This is a genomic window from Comamonas piscis, assembly GCF_014109725.1.
Lineage (GTDB): Bacteria > Pseudomonadota > Gammaproteobacteria > Burkholderiales > Burkholderiaceae_C > Comamonas > Comamonas piscis.
Genome location: NZ_CP058554.1, coordinates 4,137,033 through 4,154,413, shown reverse-complemented (window position 1 = coordinate 4,154,413; position 17,381 = coordinate 4,137,033). Strand labels below are relative to the sequence as shown.

The window sequence follows — 17,381 nt, the reverse complement described above, 5'->3', positions numbered from 1 at the left end:
ACCCACACCTACATCTGCTGCGCTGCACTCGGTCGCGCCCGGCCTGAGCCGCAGTGCCTGGTTGGCGCTGGTGCTGCTGGTGCTCAGCGTCGTGCTGCTGCTGGTGGGCGCCAGTGTGGGCAGCACCGGTTGGGAGAGTGTGCTGCGCATGCGCGATGACCCGACCTCCTGGCAAATCGTGGTCGATATCCGCCTGCCGCGCTCTTTGGGCGCCTGGCTCGCTGGTGGCCTGCTGGGCCTGGCGGGGGCCGTGGCCCAGGGCCTGTTTCGCAACCCGCTGGCTGATCCGTATTTGCTGGGCAGTGCCTCCGGCGCCTCGCTGGGCAGTGCGCTGGGCCTGGTGCTGCTGGGCTCGTCCGTCACCAGCCTGAATCTGTTCTACCGCCTGGGCATGACGGGCATGGCCTTTGTCGGCGCGGCCTGTGCGGTGGCGCTGACGGTGGTGTTGGCGCGCAATGTACAAAACACTTTGCGCCTGCTGCTAGCTGGCGTGATCGTTGGCGTGGTGCTGGGCGCCATGCGCGATCTGCTGGAGCTGCGCCACCCCGATATTTTGCAGGCCATGCAGGCCTTTACCCTGGGTACCTCGGCCTTTGTCGGCTGGGAGGGCTGCGCGCTGATGGCCGCCGTGTTGCTGCTCTGTGTGCTGGCCACCTGGTGCTGCGCCCGCGTGCTCGATGGCCTGACCCTGGGCGAGGCGACTGCTGCCAGCCTGGGCCTGCCGCTGGCGCCGCTGCGCTATGGGCTGGTAGCGGTGCTGGCCCTGGCCACCGGCACCTCCGTCGCGCAGACCGGGCTGATTGCCTTTGTGGGCCTGGCCGCTCCCCACCTGGTGCGCAGCCTGGTGCAAGTGGGCCATGGCCGTAGCACCGCGCTGGCTGCCGCGATGGGCGGTGTGCTGCTGCTGGCCGCCGATATCTTGGCGCGCTGGCTGGTGGCCCCGCAAGAGCTGCCGGTGGGCGTGCTCACCGCCGCGCTGGGCGGTACCTATTTGCTGTGGCGCATGCACCGCAGCACCCGTTCGGCAGGAGGCATTTGATGCCCGCCACTGCGACCACGGCTGCGCTGAGCGCCACCAACATCCATGCCGCTGTGCCTGCGCGGACGATTCTGCACGGGGTCAACGCCGCGTTTGCACAAGGCTGCTGGACCAGCATTGTTGGCCCCAATGGCGCGGGCAAATCGAGCTTGCTCAAGGTGCTGGGCGGCTTGTGGCCGGCTGCACATTGGCAGGGGGAGGTGGCGCTGTTAGGCAAGGATTTGCAGCGCTGGCCGCGCAAGCAGCGGGCCCAGTCGCTGGCCTGGCTGGGCCAGGGCGAGGTGGTGACGCAGGAGCTGACGGTAATGGATGTGGCCATGCTGGGCCGCCTGCCGCACCAGCCCTGGTTTGCGGCGTCCAGCAGCGAGGACCATGCCGTCGTCGAGCAATGCCTGCGAGCAGCGCATGCCTGGGACTGGCGCCACCGGCCGGTGGCCGAGCTGTCGGGCGGCGAGCGCCAGCGCGTGCTGCTGGCCCGCGCGATGGCCGTGCAGGCCCCCGTGCTGCTGATGGATGAGCCGCTGGCCAACCTGGACCCACCGCACCAGACCGACTGGGTGGACAGCATGCGGGCCTTGACGGCCCAGGGCACCACTGTGGTCAGCGTGCTGCATGAGATATCCGTCGCACTGCTGGCCGACCATATGCTGGTGCTGCAAGCGGGCAGGGTGCTGCACCAAGGCCGCTGTGATGACCCTGCCACCCATGCCGCGCTGGAAGCGGTGTTTGACCACCGCATCCAGGTGCGTGCGATGGATGGCGTGTGGATGGCCCTGCCGCGCACGGCCACCGCTGCGCAAGCCGGCGAGCGCCTGCGCTGAACCCTTTGGGAAGCCGGGCCTGGCCCCGCTTCCAACGACACAACGAAACAAGGAAAGATTGCAATGCAGATTGAAACGCCACCCAGCGAAAAGCCTTATGAAAAGCCCGAGGGCGAGCGCCGTGGCCTGGTGATTGTCAACACCGGTGATGGCAAGGGCAAAACCACGGCGGCCTTTGGCTTGGCCTTCCGCGCAACAGGGCGGGGCAAGGCGGTGAAGGTCTACCAGTTCATGAAGGTGCCGACGGCCCGTTTTGGCGAGCACCGCCTGTCTGAACAAGTGGGCCTGCCGGTCGAAGGCCTGGGGGATGGATTCAGCTGGAAGAGCCGCGATCTCGACCACAGCGGCCAACTGGCGCGCGAAGGCTGGGAAAAGGCCAAGGCAGCCATCCTGTCGGGCGACTATTTTCTGGTGGTGCTCGACGAGGTCACTTACCCGCTGATCTATGGCTGGCTGCCTCTGCAGGAGGTGCTGGACACCTTGGCCGCACGCCCCAAGGAGGTGCATGTCTGCATCACCGGCCGGCGCTGCCCGCAGGAGATCATCGATGTGGCCGACACCGTCACCGAGATGACGATGATCAAGCATGCGTTCAAGGCCGGCATCCCGGCGCAGCGCGGCATTGAAGACTGAGGCACTGCAGCCGATTGCTGGCATGAGCGATACCATCCCCGCCCCTATCCACGCACCCACGATTGCGGCCACCGCCTTTAGCGAGGCAGAGCGCGCAGCCGTCTACCGCGCCATCCATGAGCGGCGCGATATGCGCCACTTTGCCGGTGGCCAGGTCGAAGAGGCCGTGCTGCTGCGCCTGCTGCGGGCAGCTCACCATGCGCCCAGCGTCGGCTTTATGCAGCCCTGGCGCTTTATCCGCGTGCGCCATGTGCAGATGCGCAGCCGCATCCATGCGCTGGTCGAAGAAGAGCGCCTGCGCACTGCCCAGGCGATGGGCGAGCGCGAGGCCGACTTTATGCGGCTCAAGGTGCAGGGCGTCCTGCAGGCGGCTGAGGTGCTGGTGGTTGCCATGCCGCCCGGCCGCGAGGCCCATGTGTTTGGCCGCCGCACCTTGCCCGAGATGGATGTCGCCAGCACTGCCTGCGCCATCCAGAACCTGTGGCTGGCCGCGCGCGCCGAAGGGTTAGGCATGGGATGGGTATCGCTGTTCGAGCCCCAAGCGCTGGCGCAGCTGCTGGCCATGCCTGCCGGCGCGCACCCGCTGGCCGTTTTGTGCCTGGGCCCTGTGGAGGCCTACTATGCCGAGCCCATGCTGCAGCAAGAGCGCTGGGCCAGCCGCGCGCCTTTGCAGGACATGCTGATGGATGATTGCTGGCAGGGCGCTGGCGCAGGCGCATCGGCAGACCAAGGGCAGCAGCCATGAGCGATGGTGGCATGTGGGCGCTGGCGCTGGCCGGTGGCAGCCCGCTGCTGCAACTGGTTCAGGCCTTGATGGATTTTGGCCCTGTGCTGCACTGGCGGGCACCGATGGCGGCCTTGCTGGCGGTATTGGTGGCCTTGCTGGTCGATTGGCTCTGGGGTGAGCCGCCAGTACGGCTGCACCCTGTCGTCTATATGGGCCAACTGCTGGGCCTGCTGGGCCAGGCGATTGCGCCGCGCCAGGCGCAGGAGCGCGCGTACGGGCGCTTTGCGCTGGCGGCGCTGGTCTGGTGTGCGTTGGCGGCTGGCGCCTGGCTGGTCTATGCAGCGCTGCAGTGGTTGCTGCAACTGGCGCCTTGGTGGTTGGGTGCGGTGGGGGCGGGCGTGCTGCTCAAACCGCTGCTGTCCTGGCGCATGCTGCGCAGCGAGGTGCTGGCAGTCGAGGCAGCGCTCGGCGAATCGCTGGAAGCGGGCCGCGCCCGCCTGTCCTGGCTGGTGAGCCGCGATACCACGCAGCTCGATGCAGCCACAGTGCGCGAGAGCGCGATTGAAACCTTGGCCGAGAATCTGAGCGATTCGGTGCTGGCGCCGCTGTTCTGGTTTGCCGTCGCCGGCCTGCCGGGCGCTGCGCTGTACCGGCTGGCCAACACGGCCGATGCCATGTGGGGCTACCCCGGCTGGCGCGGCCAGGGCGCGCAGCGCCGCCACTGGCAATGGGCCGGCAAATGGGCCGCCCGGGCCGATGATGTGCTGAACTGGTTGCCGGCCCGCATCACAGCGGCATGGCTGGCGCTGCTGGCCGGGGGGCTGTCCTGGTCCGGCTTGCGGCGCGATGCGGCGGTAACGCCATCGCCCAATGGCGGCTGGCCCATGGGTGCGATGGCGCGGGCGCTGGGCGTGCACCTCTCCAAACCCGGCGTGTACCAGCTCAACTCGCAAGGCCGGCCGCCGCAGGCCCAGGATGTGCAGCGGGCGCTGGTCTTGGCGGGCCGCGTGGTGTGGGCGCAGGCGCTCTGCGCCTTGCTGCTGGCCCTGGGTTTGGCGGCAAAGATAGCAATCGCCTCGATGGCGCAAGGAGCCTTGGCCCATGGTTGATAACGAGCATGGTGGCACCGATGCCTTGGGCGTGCCGGCGCATGATTTTTCCACTAACCGCAATGCCTGCGGCCCCTGCCCAGAGGCGGTGACCGCCTTGCAGGCGGCGCACCTGGCACAGTACCCTGATCCGCAGTACACGGCGCTGCGCTTGCAGCTGGCGGCCTTCCATGCGGTCGCCCCTGAGCGCCTGGTCATCGGCGGCAGCAGCAGCGAGCTGATCCACCGCCTGACCCAGCATGCGCTGCGCCAGGGAGCCACGCAGGTGAGCCTGCCCAGACATTGCTATGGCGACTACGCCCAGGCGGCAGAGGTGTGGGGGCTGCGTCGCAGCAGCCGCAATACGCCATGGGGTGACGGCCTGCACTGGGCCTGCGAACCCTCCAGCCCGCTGGGACGGGAAGAGGACATCTGGCAAGGCTTGCCTGCGGATGCCTGCCACCACGGCCTGGTGCTCGATTGCGCCTACCGCCCGCTGTGGCTGGAAGGCCCTGCGCCACCACGCGATATGGCTGCGCTCTGGCAGCTGTGGACGCCCAACAAGGCGCTGGGCATGACGGGAGTGCGGGCTGCCTATGCGATTGCGCCCGAGGGCACGGCGCAGGCGCAGATCAATGCGCTGCGGGCACTGGCGCCTTCATGGGTCGTGGGTGCCCATGGCGTGGCCATGCTGCAGGCCTGGGTGACGCCCGAGGTGCAGGCCTGGCTGGCCCGCAGCCTGGAGACCTTGCGCCACTGGAAGGGCCGGCAACTGGCGCTGTGCGAGCGCCTGGGCTGGGCGGTGCTGCCCGGCCACCAGGCCAATTATTTTGTCGCGCGCCTGCCGTTGGCCCAGGCGGATATGGCTGCGCGCCTGGCTGCCCTGCGCAGCCAGGGCATCAAGCTGCGCGATGCCCGCAGCTTTGGCCTGCCTGGTCATGTGAGGATGGGCGTGATGGCGCCGGTGGCGCAGGCGGCGCTGGCGCGGGCCTGGCTGTCGCTGGCAGATGCGTAGCGAGGACATGCGGCAACCGCTACCATTTGGTATGGATTTACAAACTTTCCAACTGCGCACCGTCTTGGTGGAGCGCTATGTCACGCCGCTGCGCGAGGGCGGCTCGATGCCGGCCGTCGTTGAGGCGGACGATCTGGGCATGTATGTGCTCAAGTTCCGGGGTGCCGGCCAGGGCGTGCGCGCGCTGATGGGTGAGCTCATCTGCGGCGGCATCGCCCGTGCGCTGGGCCTGCCTTTGCCCGAGATCGTGCTGGCCCAGCTGCACGCCAAGCTCGCGCAGACCGAGCCCGATCCCGAGATCCAGGACCTGATCCGTGCCAGCGATGGCCTCAATGTGGGGCTGGATTACCTGCCCGGCTCGGTCAATTTTGATCCTGCCGTGGATGCGGTGAGCGACGACTTCGCATCGCGCCTGGTCTGGTTCGATACGCTGGTCAGCAATGTGGACCGTACGGCCCGCAACACCAATATGCTGATGTGGCAGCGCAAGCCCTGGTTGATTGACCATGGCGCGACCCTGACCTTCCACCATGCCTGGGATGGCACGGTGGCCGACCCGGCCAAGCCCTTTGCCCCGATTGCCGACCATGTGCTGCTGCCCCAGGCCAGCGCGCTGGCCGAGGTGGATGCGGGCATGGCCGCCACGCTGACGCAGCCGGTGCTCGAAGCGATTCTGGCCACCGTGCCTGACTGCTTTTTGGCCAAGGCCGCTGAGGACCGCAACAGCCCGTTGCTGGCCGATCCGCAGGCGCACCGCGCCGCTTATGTGAATTATTTTCTGGCCCGCCTGCAAGCGCGTGGCCGTTGGTTGCAAGGAGCCATCGATGCACGCGCATGATGTGTATGACTACGCGATCGTGCGCGTGATGCCCCGGGTCGAGCGAGAGGAATTTATCAACGCGGGGGTGATTGTGTCTTGCCAGCGCAGTGGCTACCTGCAAGCAGCGATTGCGCTGGATGAGGCGCGCCTGTTGGCGCTCGATCCGCAGGTCGATCTGCAGCTGGTCTACCGCCACCTGGGCAGCATTGTGGCGATCTGCGCCGGCGTACCTGAGGCGGGGCCCATTGGTCAGCTGCCGTACCGCGCACGCTTCCACTGGCTGACGGCCAAGCGCAGCAGCATGATCCAGACCTCGCCGGTACACACGGGGCTGTGTACCGATGCGGGCTCGGCGCTGGAGCGCATCATGGCGCGCATGGTGCTGCCGCTGGGCAGCGCACCGCGATGAGCGCGCGCTGCATCATGGTGCTGGGCACCAGCAGTGGCGCCGGCAAAAGCTGGGTGGCCACGGCGCTGTGCGCCTGGTACCGCGCCCAGGGCTACAAGGTGGCCCCCTTCAAGGCGCAGAACATGAGCAACAACGCCCGCGTGGTGGCCACGCCCGATGGCCAGTGGGGCGAGATCGGCACTGCCCAGTACCTGCAGGCGCTTGCCGCTGGCGCCGTGCCCGATGTGCGTATGAACCCGCTGCTGCTCAAGCCCGAGGCCGACACCCGCAGCCAGGTGGTGCTGTTTGGCCAGGTGGACGAGGCGCTGTCAAAAATGCCTTGGCGGGGCCGCAGCCTCAAAGTCTGGCCGCAGATTGCGCAGGCGCTGGATGCGCTCCGCGCTGAGAACGATGTGGTGGTGATCGAGGGCGCGGGATCGCCCGCCGAGATCAACCTGCACAGCAGCGACGTGGTCAATATGCGCGTGGCGCGCCACTGCAATGCCCATTGCCTGCTGGTGGCCGATATCGACCGGGGCGGGGCCTTTGCCCACCTCTACGGCACTTGGGCGCTGCTGCCGCCCGAGGAGCAAAGCCTCATCAAGGGCTTTGTGCTCAACAAGTTCCGCGGCGACGCGGCCTTGCTGGCGCCGGCGCCGCAGATGCTGCAAGAAAAGACCGGCGTGCCGACGGTGGCCTGCATTCCGATGCAGTTCCAGCACGGCCTGCCCGAGGAAGATGGCGTGTTTGATGACCGGGGCAGCGGCGGGCAGGGACAGGCGGTACACACCTGCATTGCCATCGTCGCCTACCCGCGCATCAGCAATCTCGATGAGTTCCAGCCACTGTTGCAGCTGCCCGGTGTGCGCGTGGTCTGGGCCCGCACACCTGCACAGCTGAGCGATGCCGATTGGGTGATCCTGCCCGGCAGCAAGGCCAGCGCTGCCGACCTGGTCTGGATGCGACAGCAGGGCCTGGATGCGGCAGTTGCCCGCCATGCGCAGGCTGGCAAACGGGTGCTGGGCATTTGTGGCGGCCTGCAGATGCTGGGCGAGGCGCTGGTCGATCTGCATGGGGTGGACGGCAATGCCGCCGGCCTGGGCCTGCTGCCGCTGGTGACCTTGTTTGCGCAGCACAAGCAGGTGCAACCCACACGCCTGGTGCTGCCTGAGGTACAGGCACCCTGGCAGGCGCTGAGCGGGCTGGAGGTGAGCGGTTATGAAATCCACCACGGCCAGACCCAGCTGCGCGCCGATATGCAGGCGGGTGCCGCCCAGCCCGCGCAAGAGCTGCTGCCGGGCCTGCTGTGGCAGGGCGGTGCGCCCCAGGTTCTGGGTAGCTATGTGCATGGGTTGTTCGAGAACGCAGCCGTCATCCATGCACTGTTTGGCCATGATGCGCCGAGCCTCAACGAGGTGTTTGCGCGCATGGTCCGGGGGGTGGGCGAGTGGTTTGGCGATCAGCTGCCTTGATCTGCCTCGACCCCTGCGCCTGCCTGTAGGCCAAATATGGCAAGCACTGGTGGATCGGGCCGATACGGGTAGACTGGCATCGCAGGCATGCTGTTTGTGTTGATTCCCATCACCGATAAGGATGATCGCTATGAAAAATACGTTCCGCCAGACTTTGCAATTGGCCGCCATGGCCCTCGCTCTGGGCACCGCTGGTTTTGCCAGCGCCCAATCTGCACCGCCACCCCCACCCCCCCCTGCCAAGCACATGAAGCCCATGCCGCATGGCCCGCACGGTGCCCACCATAAGCGTGGCGAAATGCGTGGTGATGCCCGCGCCAATGCCGATGTGGCCGAAGGCAGCTCCAATGCCCGCGAAGCCGCTGCTGCGCGCCAGGCTTCGCGCCAAGGCCAGCTGACCGATCCAGGCTCCAGCTTCCGCGAAAACGCCACCGCGCGCTGCGCCGTCTTCAAGACTGACGAAGACCGCCGTGCCTGCGTAGGCCGTGTCGCCCAGGGCCAGGACAGCGGCTCGGTGCAAGGCGGCGGCATCTTGCGCGAGTACACCTACACGGTGCCTGCCAAGTAAGTTCGCTGACTCCGGTCACCGACGCTCTGCCCAGCTTTTGCTGCGCAGAGCGTTTTTTATTGGTTTGCGCGCTGGGCGCTGCAAACCTGTGTGGGCAGCGCGATACTGGCGGCTTGGCATATCGCCGTGCCCCCGCTCCGTAGCTTGACCATGTCTGACACCTCGTTCTCCCCACTTATCCCCCCCATCGCCTCTATCGACGACGCCGCCTTCCGCCATCAAGTGCAGCAGCTGCTGGACAACAAGACCAAGCCGCTGGGCTCGTTGGGCCTGCTCGAATCGCTGGCGCTGCGCATCGCCTGCATTCTGGGTAGCACGCAGCCGCGCTTGGTCGATCCGCAAATGGTGGTGTTTGCGGCCGACCATGGCCTGGTGGCGCAGGGCGTCTCAGCCTACCCGGCCGATGTGACCTGGCAGATGGTGGGCAATTTTCTGGCCGGTGGCGCTGCGGTGAGCGTGCTGTCGCGCCAGCATGGCGTGGCGCTGAATGTGGTCGATTGCGGCGTGGCCCGTGATTTTGAACCCCAGGCCGATGCGCTGCCCCCAGGCGCACCCCGCCTCTGGCTGCGCAAGATTGCCCCCGGCACACAAGACAGCAGCCTGGGCCCCGCAATGACTATGGCGCAGTGCGAGGCCGCCATTGCCAATGGCCGCGCGCTGCTGCAGGCCTTGCCGGGCAATGCCTTGCTGCTAGGCGAGATGGGCATTGGCAATACCTCCAGCGCATCGCTGCTGTTGGCGCGGCTGTGCAACCTGGATGTGGAAACCGTCACCGGCGCGGGCACGGGCTTGAGCGGCGAGGGCGTGGCACGCAAGGCTGCCGTGCTGCGCCGGGTGCTGGCACGCCATGCCGATGTGCAAGAGCCGCTGGCTGTGCTGGCGGCGATGGGCGGGCTGGAGGTGGCCACCATGGTGGGCGCGGTGCTGCAGGCCGCGCTGGAGCGGCGTGTGATTGTGGTCGATGGCTTTATCACCAGCGCTGCGGTGCTGGTGGCATCGCGGCTGCAGCCTGCCGTGCTGGAGCGCTGCGTGTATGCCCACCGCTCGGGCGAGCCGGGCCACAGCCATTTGCTGGCCGCCTTGCAGGCCCAGCCCTTGCTCGATTGGCAGCTGCGCCTGGGCGAAGGATCGGGCGCGGCGCTGGCCTGGCCGCTGCTGGAGTCGGCCTGCGCGATGCTGCGCGACATGGCCAGCTTTGCATCTGCGGGTGTCAGCACCCAGAGCAACGCTTGATGCCAGCCGCTGCGATTAGCGCAGCGAGCCTTGGGGCGGCGGCGTCTTCGGCGAGTAATCGCAGTAGCTGCTGACCAGGCATTCCCAGCAGCGCGGTTTGCGGGCCTGGCAGACATAGCGGCCCAGCAGGATCAGCCAGTGGTGCGAATCGACCGCATAGTCGCCCGGCACGCGCCGCATCAGCTGCTTTTCCACTTCCAGCGGGTTCTTGCCGGGCGCCAGGCCGGTGCGGTTACTGACGCGGAAGATGTGGGTGTCCACCGCCATCGTGGGCTGGCCAAAGGCCACATTCAGCACCACATTGGCGGTTTTGCGGCCCACGCCGGGCAGGGCTTCCAGCGCCTCGCGCGTGTCGGGCACTTGGCCATCATGGCGCTCCACCAGGATGCGGCAGGTCTCCATCAAATGCTTGGCCTTGCTGCGAAACAGACCGATGGTCTTGATATATCCCTCCAGACTTTCCAGCCCCAGCGCCAGGATGGCCTGTGGGGTGTTGGCCACCGGGAAGAGCTTGCGGGTGGCCTTGTTGACCCCCACATCGGTCGCCTGGGCGGACAGCAGCACGGCGGCAAGCAGCTCGAAGACGGAGGTGTATTCCAGCTCGGTTTGGGGCGAGGGATTGGCCGCCTTCAAGGTGGCGAAGAAGGGTTGGATATCAGCGGTTTTCATCGTGTTGTTGTGCAGGCTCGGCTGCCATTATCTGGCAAGGTCCGAGCCTGGGTCCCTGCATCAGGGCTGTAGCGGCGCCTGCGGCACGCCCTGGCGGATGGCGGATGAGAAATCTGCATCCGGGCGCACTGCCTTGGCGCGGGCATTGATATGCGCCGCCGCCTGGATGGCCTCAAAGTCGTTGGGCCGGGCGAGGGCGCCCAGGCTGTCCACATACTGGGGCAGGTAGCCGCTGGCCAGCAGGCGCCAGTCCATCGGCAGGCCGGGCACAATGCTGCGCACCATGTCGAACACGATGGTGGTGCAGTTGGCAAACAGCGTGTGGTAAAACTGCGGCGTCTCGATCAGCGCATTGGCTTTGTCTACATAGGCGATGAACAGCGAGCGCATGGCAGCGCGCGGCATGGCCACGCTGTACAGATAGACCTCTTCCCCGCGCATATTGCTGCGTACGCGCAGGATGTCGCGCTCTTCAGCGGCCACCAGGCTGAGCTCGAACTGCTTGAAGAAGCCGCCCACGGCCGAGAACTGCTCGCTGCGTTCCTTGCGGATCTCTACCGAAAAGGTCAGGTAGCGGCGCGGCGCCTTGCCATCGTCGAAGCCAAAAGACACCAAGGTGTGGGCAATGGCCGGCCCCATCCAGTACGAGGTGGCCATATCTACCGAGACGAGCTGGCCCAGGTCATAGCGTCGGTCTTCCCAGCGGGCCGTGGCTTTGCTGGCGGTTTGCCATTCAAAATTGCGCACATTGTGCAGCTGCACCACGTCGCCCTGCACCGTGCCCGACAGCTGCTGGGCCACATCCGGCGCCCATTGGCGCGTGTTGGATGGCTGGATGCTGGCCCACCAGGCGAGGATGCCCGCCAACAGCAGCCCGTAGATCAACAGGCCCTTGGCCGCGCGCTGCTGCCACAGCAGGTAGACGCAGTACAGGCCCACCCCCACCCACACCCCCAGCAGCAGGCCCCGGGCCGAGCCCGATTTGACCGACTGCGCCAGCTGAAACCACAGCGCACCACAGGCCCAGACGACACCCAGCAGCATGAGCAACGAGGCCAGCAACTTGAGCAAAACAATGAAGAAAGCGGCGATGCGCATGTTGTAAGAATCCTTTAGGGCGCAAGCATAGTCGATAGGCGCAGGCATTTGGCGGGCCGCTGGCGATGCCAGAGCGACGCATGGGGCCGGTAAAAAGTAGCAAAATGCCAGGGCCGCCGGTTGACCGCGACCTGGCTGCGCTTTTTTGATTTGAGAGAACCTTCCATGACACTGCGCTTTGCCTCCCGCCTCGACAATGTCGAGACGTCCGCCATCCGTGAACTGTTCAAACTGCTGGGCAAGCCCGGCATCATCAGTTTTGCCGGGGGCTTTCCGGATGCAGCGATGTTTGATGTGGAAGGGGTGCGCGAGGCCGCCAACGCAGCGCTGACCGAGGAGCCAGGCGCCGCCTTGCAGTACGGCGCGACCGAGGGCTATCAGCCTTTCCGCGAGCAGATCGTCGGCCTGATGGCGGCCAAGGGCGTGCAGTCGCTGGCGCCTGAGCAGCTGATCGTCACCACCGGCAGCCAGCAGGCGCTGGACCTGCTGGGCAAGACGATGATCTCGCCCGGCGACAAGGTGATCGTCGAAGGCCCGACCTTTCTGGCCACCATCCAGTGCTTCCGTCTCTACGGCGCCGAAGTCATCAGCGCGCCCACCGATGAGAACGGCGTTATCCCCGAAGCGCTGGAGCAGCTGATTGCCGAGCACCAGCCCAAGCTGGTCTACCTGATTCCCACCTTTGGCAACCCCAGCGGCGTGCTGCTGAACCTGGAGCGCCGCCGCCAGATTCTGGACATGGCCGTGCGCCACCATACCCTGGTCGTCGAGGATGACCCCTATGGCGACCTGTACTTTGATGTGCCGCCACCCCCCAGCATGCTGGCGCTGTCGGACAGCGTGCCCGGCAGCCGTGACTACCTGGCGCACTGCGGCAGCATGAGCAAGGTGCTCAGCCCCGGCCTGCGCCTGGGCTGGCTGATTGCGCCGGCCGAGCTGCTGTCCCGCTGCGTCATGTGCAAGCAGTTCAGCGATGCGCATACCAGCACCTTCAGCCAGGCCACCGCGGCCCAGTACCTGAAGGCCGGCCGCATGCCCGCCACCCTGGACCGCGTGCGCACCACCTATGCGGCGCGCAGCAAGGCCATGGGCGACGGCCTGCGCAGCCAGTTGGGCGATGCGGTGCGTTTTGTGCAGCCAGCGGGTGGCATGTTCATCTGGGTGCAGCTGACGGGCGCCCGTGGCCAGGAGACGGATGGCAACGCGCTGGCCAAGCGCGCCATCGAGCAGGGCGTGGCCTTTGTGCCCGGTACCCCGTTCTTTGCGCAGAACCCGGACACCTCGACCCTGCGCCTGTCCTTTGCCACGGCCGATATTGCCCGCATCGAAGAGGGCATTGCCCGCCTGGCCAAGGCGCTGTAAACCCGATTGTTAGCTCCCAACGCCGGCATGTGCGCTGTCACATGCCGGCGTTATTCTTTGTCTCTCCCGCCCCTTTTTTTGCCAGGATCCGCCATGTCCACCCTCGAACCCCTGCAGCAGCGCCTTGAAGCCTTGGAGATCAAGGCCGCCTATGCCGATGACCTGCTCGAAGAGCTGAACCTGACCATCTACAAGCAACAGCAGCAGATCGACCGCCTGATGCATGTCGTCAAAGACCTGCAGCAGCGCATGCCCGAAGCAGGCAGTGTTGCGTCAGGTGCACGCGACGAACTCCCGCCGCACTACTGAGAACACAATTTGCTGCAAATCAGCCCAGAAACAGGGCAGAAAAGGTATTAGGGTTTGCACCTATTTGGTGCGAGAATGTTGGCTTGAATTTTGCAGTGTTCATTGCAGGCGCCGCAGCCTGCACAAGGCCTGTGCTGCAGCGCAGTTTGTCAACCATCTCTGCCCTAACACCATGTCCATCGACGTCAGCAACATCACCCACAGCATCCAGCTAGCTGTGGCTCCGGTTTTCTTTCTCACCGGGGTGGCAGGCATGATCGGCGCCGTTGCCGGCCGGCTGGCACGAATCATCGACCGGGGCCGGGTGCTGGAGGACCGCATGATGGCCTCCAAGGACGAGGAGTATGTGCAGCGCTCCTTGCTGGAGCTGAACTTTCTGCGCCGGCGCGGTCGCCTGGCCAACCTCTGCATTGGCTTGCTGACCTTGTGTGGTGCCTTGATTGCGCTGACCATCATCTTGCTGTTTATCGGCCAGACCACCAAGACCGAGATCGACGCCAACAGCTGGTCGCTGGCAGCGATGTTCAGCTTTGGCATGGGGGTGGTGAGCTTTGTGTCAGCGTTGTGCTGCTTCATGGTGGAGACCATGATGGCGACCCAGCTGCTGAACTTTCACCCGCTGCGCCATCCGGCCAGCGTGGCCAGCCAGGTGGCAGCCAATATGCCAGCCAGCCCTGCCGCTGCGCCGCCGCGCAAAACGGCGGCAGATGCAGGGCGCCAAGAAGGATTCATGCCCCAGGTCTGAGGCAGTTGGCGGCGAGGCTACAGCGCAAAGATATCGTCCTTGCCGCCCGTGCGCGGCGTGATGGCCTTGAAGCGCCACACCAGCGCCACGGCCAGCACCGCCAGCTGCGCGGCCATGCCCACCCAAGCCAGCCAGCCCAAGGCCGGCGCTCGCTGGAAGTTGGCTGACAGGCGCGCATCAAAGGCACCAAACAGCGGCTCGAACAGTGGCGCGAGGCCCAGCGACCAGAACATGGCCGGCAAGAGGGCGCTCAGCACAAACACCACCAGCAAGGTCATGCCCAGCGGCGAGCGGTTGCTTTTGCGCAGCGAGAACACCAGGTAGATGCCGCAGTCGCGCAGCACATGCAGCAGCACCATGTAGGCCAGCGGGCCCAGTTGGCCGCGGTTGGACAGCGGATCGGCATTCCACAGCAAATAGGCGGGCAGCAAGATCGCAAACGCCAGGCACCAGCTGACGGGCCACAGCGGCATGTTCTGCCAAAAGCGCCGCCACTGACCGTGCTGCGCGCTGTAGATCAAGGTGCGCCAGCGCTGGGCGACCTGGTTCTCCAGTGCGGCGGCGTAGTAGGTAGCGAGGGCCAGCAGCAGCATGGCCGTCAGCGCGCGGCCGGTGCCGCTGGGCACCAGGCCCACCAGCAGCAGGCAGCAGGCCACATTGCCCAGCGCCCAGGCCCAGGGCGTGGTGGGCACCGACAGCTGCATCGACATGGCCCGCCACAGTGCCAGCAGGCCCAGCAGCAGGCTGGCCACCGCAAAGACCAACAGCAAGCTGCCCGAATTCAACGGCAGGCCCCACCAGGCGCCGCCGTGCTCGCCGCCCAGCAGATCACCCAGGCCGACCACCAGGCCGCTGACCAGTTGCAGCAGCAAGAACACCAGCACCACCAGCACCCAGATGCTGCGGCTGGTCGCCGGCTTGTTGGGGTCCATGCTGTAGAGGCGGCTGGCCATCATCGCGCTGTGCAGCGCAGCGGCGCCGACAATGGTCAAGAACAAGGCCAGCACGGTATCGGCCGTCTCGCCCAGCCAGAAGCCGCAGAGCAAGGCTGCGGCAGCACAGAGCAGCGCGCCATACCAGGCATAGCTGGGGCCGCCCAGCAGCTTGCCCCAGGCCATGCGCCAGGGGCCCATGGCGCTCATGCGCTGCTGGTCCCAAGTGCGCTCGCTCAGCTCATCGTTGATGCTGGACAGCGCGGTGAAGGTGCCCACGCAGGCCGAGAGCAGGGCGGCCAGGGTGAGGGCGCCTTTGTGGATGTAGACCAGCGGCTCCTTGCCCTCGATCACGAAGACGCAGATGGCCAGCATCAACAAGATGGCGGGCATCAGCACCAGGCGCGCAGGGCTCAGCTCCAGACTGAGCTGTCGGCGAAATTCCGGATTCATGGCCACTCCTCGGCAAACAGCGCTTGGGGATCGACGGGTGCTTCCAGGCTTTGCTGGTAGCGCTCTTGCAGGCTGGTGCGTGCCTCTTGGTAGCCCAGCACCTGCGCGCCATGGGCCACCAGTTGCTGCAGCAGCTGCACCCGGGCGCTGTTGTCATGCGCGGGCATGCCAATCCACAGAATGTGGTTGGCGCTGCCCTCCCGGCCGGCACGCATGTCGACCAGGCGGTAGCCGGCCAGCGCTGCATCGGGCTGGGCCAGCGGCGCGGCCAGCTCCACCTGCATCACCAGCTCGGACGGCAGCGCGGCCGCGCCAGCGGCACCCACGACGCCCTTCAAGGGGCCATGGCTGGTGATGCGGCCCTCGCGGATCGACAGGATATGGCTGCAGTACTCATCGAGCTCGCTCAGGATGTGGCTGGAGACGACCAGGGTCATGCCCTGGGCCTGCAGCTGGCGGAAAAGCGTGGAGAGGCTGCTGCGCGCCTCGGGGTCGAGCCCGCTGGCCGGCTCATCAAGCAGCAGCACCTGCGGCTCGTGGATGATGGCCTGGCCAATGGCGACCCGCTGACGCTGGCCGCGCGAGAGGTTGCGCGTCGCATTGCCCAGCTTGGCGGTCAGCGCCAGCTGCTCGGCCACCGCATGCACGCGTGAGGTGGCGGCTTTGCGGCTCAGGCCCTGGCTCTCGGCCGCATATTGCAGGCATTGCGCCACGCTCAGCGTTTCGTAGAGCCCGAAGAAATCGGACAGATAGCCCATTCGCTCGTGGGCGCGGCGGGGCTCCTGCTGTACATCGATGCCCGCTACCCGGGTGCTTCCGCTCAGCGGGGATTCGAGCCCGGTGATACAGCGCAGCAGAGTGGATTTGCCCGCCCCGTTGGGCCCCACCAAGGCGGTGACGGTGCCCGCCTCGATCTGCAGGCTGACGCCATGCAGCGCGCGGTGGCCGGGGTAGTCGACGATGAGATCCTGCACCTCAATCATGCTGCGTTCTTTCTAATGAAAACCATGAATGCCTCCCTCTGCGGCTGCTATGCCCTCCCGCATCATAGGTGCAGTGGCCTGCGCTGGGCTGACAGTTTGAAGAAACTCAGGCGGCGGGTGTGAGCACCCGGCCGGCGGCGCGCATCACGCAGTCGGTGAGCCTGGCGAGGCTGGTCTGCGCGCTGCGCGGCAAGGCCCAGAAGAGCGGCACATCCAACGGGGTATCGGGCACCAAGGGCACCAGGATTCCGCGCGCCAGCTGTTCGGCAATCAGCACCGAGGGGTGCATGCCCCAGCCCATACCGATCTCGCAGGCGCGCACATAGCCTTGGTTGGATGGCAAAAAATGCCGGGGGCCGCTGCCCCGCGAGGCGAGGCCCTGGGCCTGCATCCACTGATCCTGCAGCCGGTCCTTGCGGTCAAAGGTCATGATGGGCGCTTGGGCGAGGGTTTGGGTGCTCACACCCTGTGCAAAATAGCGCGCCATAAAGCCGGGGCTGGCCGCAGCCACATAGCGCATCGTCCCCAGCGGCCAGCTGTTGCAGCCGGGGATCTGACCACTGGTGCCTGTCACGGCGCCCAGTACCGCGCCTTCGCGCAACGCCTGGGCGGTGTGGTCCTGGTCGTCCACCCGCAGGTCCAGCAGCTCATTGCCGCTGGCGGTGAACTCAGCCATCGCATCCATGAACCAGGTAGAGAGCGAATCGGCATTCACCGCCAGCTTGATCGTGGGGGCGACCGGCGCATCGGGCAGCAGATCAGGGTTGCTGCGGCGCAGGGCGTTTTCCAGCAAGGCCACCTGCTCCAGATGCAGGCAGAGGCGCTGGCCGGCCTCGGTGCCCGTGCAGGGGTTGCCGCGCTGCACCAGCACCTGGCCAGTGCGCTCCTCCAGCTGCTTGATGCGCTGTGACACGGCAGACGGCGTGACATGGAGTTTTTTGGCGGCGCGTTCAAAGCTGCCTTCGCGCACCACCGCCGCCAGTGCGGCCAGTCCCAGGTAGTCGAGCATTTAGTTTTGCTTCATTT

The 17,381-nt window shown here is 66.3% G+C and carries 19 protein-coding genes; 14 read left to right on the top strand and 5 right to left on the bottom strand.

Going from position 1 to position 17,381, the window contains the following annotated elements:
• Window positions 1-61 precede the first annotated feature (61 nt).
• The 11 genes from HS961_RS18705 (at window position 62) to cobT (ending at window position 9,804) form a co-directional block, all read left to right on the top strand.
• Window positions 62-1,039 carry a FecCD family ABC transporter permease gene (locus tag HS961_RS18705; protein WP_238347960.1) on the top strand — a complete coding sequence of 326 codons (978 nt, stop codon included), beginning with the start codon at window positions 62-64 and terminating at the stop codon, window positions 1,037-1,039.
• Window positions 1,039-1,860, top strand: coding sequence for an ABC transporter ATP-binding protein (locus HS961_RS18700; RefSeq protein WP_182324571.1), 822 nt, complete (start codon window positions 1,039-1,041; stop codon window positions 1,858-1,860). Before HS961_RS18705 ends, HS961_RS18700 begins: the two co-directional genes overlap by 1 nt.
• Window positions 1,861-1,923: 63 nt before the next feature.
• Window positions 1,924-2,493, top strand: coding sequence for a cob(I)yrinic acid a,c-diamide adenosyltransferase (gene cobO, locus HS961_RS18695; RefSeq protein WP_182324569.1), 570 nt, complete (start codon window positions 1,924-1,926; stop codon window positions 2,491-2,493).
• 22 nt (window positions 2,494-2,515) lie between these two features.
• Window positions 2,516-3,238, top strand: a complete 723-nt coding sequence (gene bluB, locus HS961_RS18690) for a 5,6-dimethylbenzimidazole synthase (RefSeq protein ID WP_182324567.1) — start codon at window positions 2,516-2,518, stop codon at window positions 3,236-3,238.
• Window positions 3,235-4,329 (top strand): adenosylcobinamide-phosphate synthase CbiB, encoded by a 1,095-nt coding sequence (cbiB, locus tag HS961_RS18685; protein ID WP_182324565.1) that lies wholly within the window; start codon window positions 3,235-3,237, stop codon window positions 4,327-4,329. Before bluB ends, cbiB begins: the two co-directional genes overlap by 4 nt.
• Window positions 4,322-5,323 (top strand): aminotransferase class I/II-fold pyridoxal phosphate-dependent enzyme, encoded by a 1,002-nt coding sequence (locus tag HS961_RS18680; protein ID WP_182324563.1) that lies wholly within the window; start codon window positions 4,322-4,324, stop codon window positions 5,321-5,323. Before cbiB ends, HS961_RS18680 begins: the two co-directional genes overlap by 8 nt.
• 52 nt (window positions 5,324-5,375) lie before the next feature.
• Window positions 5,376-6,161 (top strand): HipA family kinase, encoded by a 786-nt coding sequence (locus HS961_RS18675; RefSeq protein ID WP_182328334.1) that lies wholly within the window; start codon window positions 5,376-5,378, stop codon window positions 6,159-6,161.
• Window positions 6,148-6,552 (top strand): DUF3037 domain-containing protein, encoded by a 405-nt coding sequence (locus HS961_RS18670; protein ID WP_182324561.1) that lies wholly within the window; start codon window positions 6,148-6,150, stop codon window positions 6,550-6,552. The genes HS961_RS18675 and HS961_RS18670 overlap by 14 nt, the downstream gene beginning before the upstream one ends.
• Window positions 6,549-8,003 (top strand): cobyric acid synthase, encoded by a 1,455-nt coding sequence (locus HS961_RS18665; RefSeq protein ID WP_182324559.1) that lies wholly within the window; start codon window positions 6,549-6,551, stop codon window positions 8,001-8,003. The genes HS961_RS18670 and HS961_RS18665 overlap by 4 nt, the downstream gene beginning before the upstream one ends.
• A gap of 130 nt (window positions 8,004-8,133) precedes the next feature.
• Window positions 8,134-8,571: a hypothetical protein gene (locus HS961_RS18660; RefSeq protein ID WP_182324557.1), complete on the top strand. Its 438-nt coding sequence runs from the start codon at window positions 8,134-8,136 to the stop codon at window positions 8,569-8,571.
• 150 nt (window positions 8,572-8,721) lie between these two features.
• Entirely contained in the window at window positions 8,722-9,804 is a 1,083-nt protein-coding gene (gene cobT, locus HS961_RS18655) for a nicotinate-nucleotide--dimethylbenzimidazole phosphoribosyltransferase (protein ID WP_182324555.1), read from the top strand.
• A 15-nt stretch (window positions 9,805-9,819) separates the two neighbouring features.
• Here cobT and nth read toward each other — a convergent pair whose 3' ends face one another.
• Complete coding sequence (gene nth, locus HS961_RS18650) at window positions 9,820-10,473, bottom strand: endonuclease III (protein ID WP_182324553.1); 654 nt, start codon at window positions 10,471-10,473, stop codon at window positions 9,820-9,822.
• 60 nt (window positions 10,474-10,533) lie between these two features.
• Window positions 10,534-11,571, bottom strand: coding sequence for a DUF4105 domain-containing protein (locus tag HS961_RS18645; protein ID WP_182324551.1), 1,038 nt, complete (start codon window positions 11,569-11,571; stop codon window positions 10,534-10,536).
• Between the two features lie 165 nt (window positions 11,572-11,736).
• Here HS961_RS18645 and HS961_RS18640 point away from each other — a divergent pair, with 165 nt between their 5' ends.
• From HS961_RS18640 to HS961_RS18630, 3 genes are all read left to right on the top strand, one after another.
• The gene (locus tag HS961_RS18640) at window positions 11,737-12,933 is read left to right on the top strand and encodes a PLP-dependent aminotransferase family protein (protein ID WP_182324549.1); all 1,197 of its coding nucleotides are present in this window, start codon (window positions 11,737-11,739) and stop codon (window positions 12,931-12,933) included.
• A gap of 93 nt (window positions 12,934-13,026) precedes the next feature.
• Window positions 13,027-13,242 carry a SlyX family protein gene (locus HS961_RS18635; protein WP_182324547.1) on the top strand — a complete coding sequence of 72 codons (216 nt, stop codon included), beginning with the start codon at window positions 13,027-13,029 and terminating at the stop codon, window positions 13,240-13,242.
• A gap of 172 nt (window positions 13,243-13,414) precedes the next feature.
• The gene (locus tag HS961_RS18630) at window positions 13,415-13,987 is read left to right on the top strand and encodes a DUF2721 domain-containing protein (protein WP_182324545.1); all 573 of its coding nucleotides are present in this window, start codon (window positions 13,415-13,417) and stop codon (window positions 13,985-13,987) included.
• Window positions 13,988-14,004: 17 nt separating this feature from the next.
• Here HS961_RS18630 and HS961_RS18625 read toward each other — a convergent pair whose 3' ends face one another.
• From HS961_RS18625 to HS961_RS18615, 3 genes are all read right to left on the bottom strand, one after another.
• A complete protein-coding gene (locus HS961_RS18625; RefSeq protein ID WP_182324543.1) occupies window positions 14,005-15,372 on the bottom strand; it encodes a hypothetical protein in 1,368 nt (455 codons plus the stop codon).
• Window positions 15,369-16,355: an ABC transporter ATP-binding protein gene (locus HS961_RS23540; RefSeq protein ID WP_202883128.1), complete on the bottom strand. Its 987-nt coding sequence runs from the start codon at window positions 16,353-16,355 to the stop codon at window positions 15,369-15,371. The genes HS961_RS18625 and HS961_RS23540 overlap by 4 nt, the downstream gene beginning before the upstream one ends.
• A 106-nt stretch (window positions 16,356-16,461) precedes the next feature.
• Window positions 16,462-17,364 (bottom strand): HTH-type transcriptional regulator ArgP, encoded by a 903-nt coding sequence (locus HS961_RS18615; protein ID WP_182324541.1) that lies wholly within the window; start codon window positions 17,362-17,364, stop codon window positions 16,462-16,464.
• Between the last annotated feature and the right edge of the window lie 17 nt (window positions 17,365-17,381).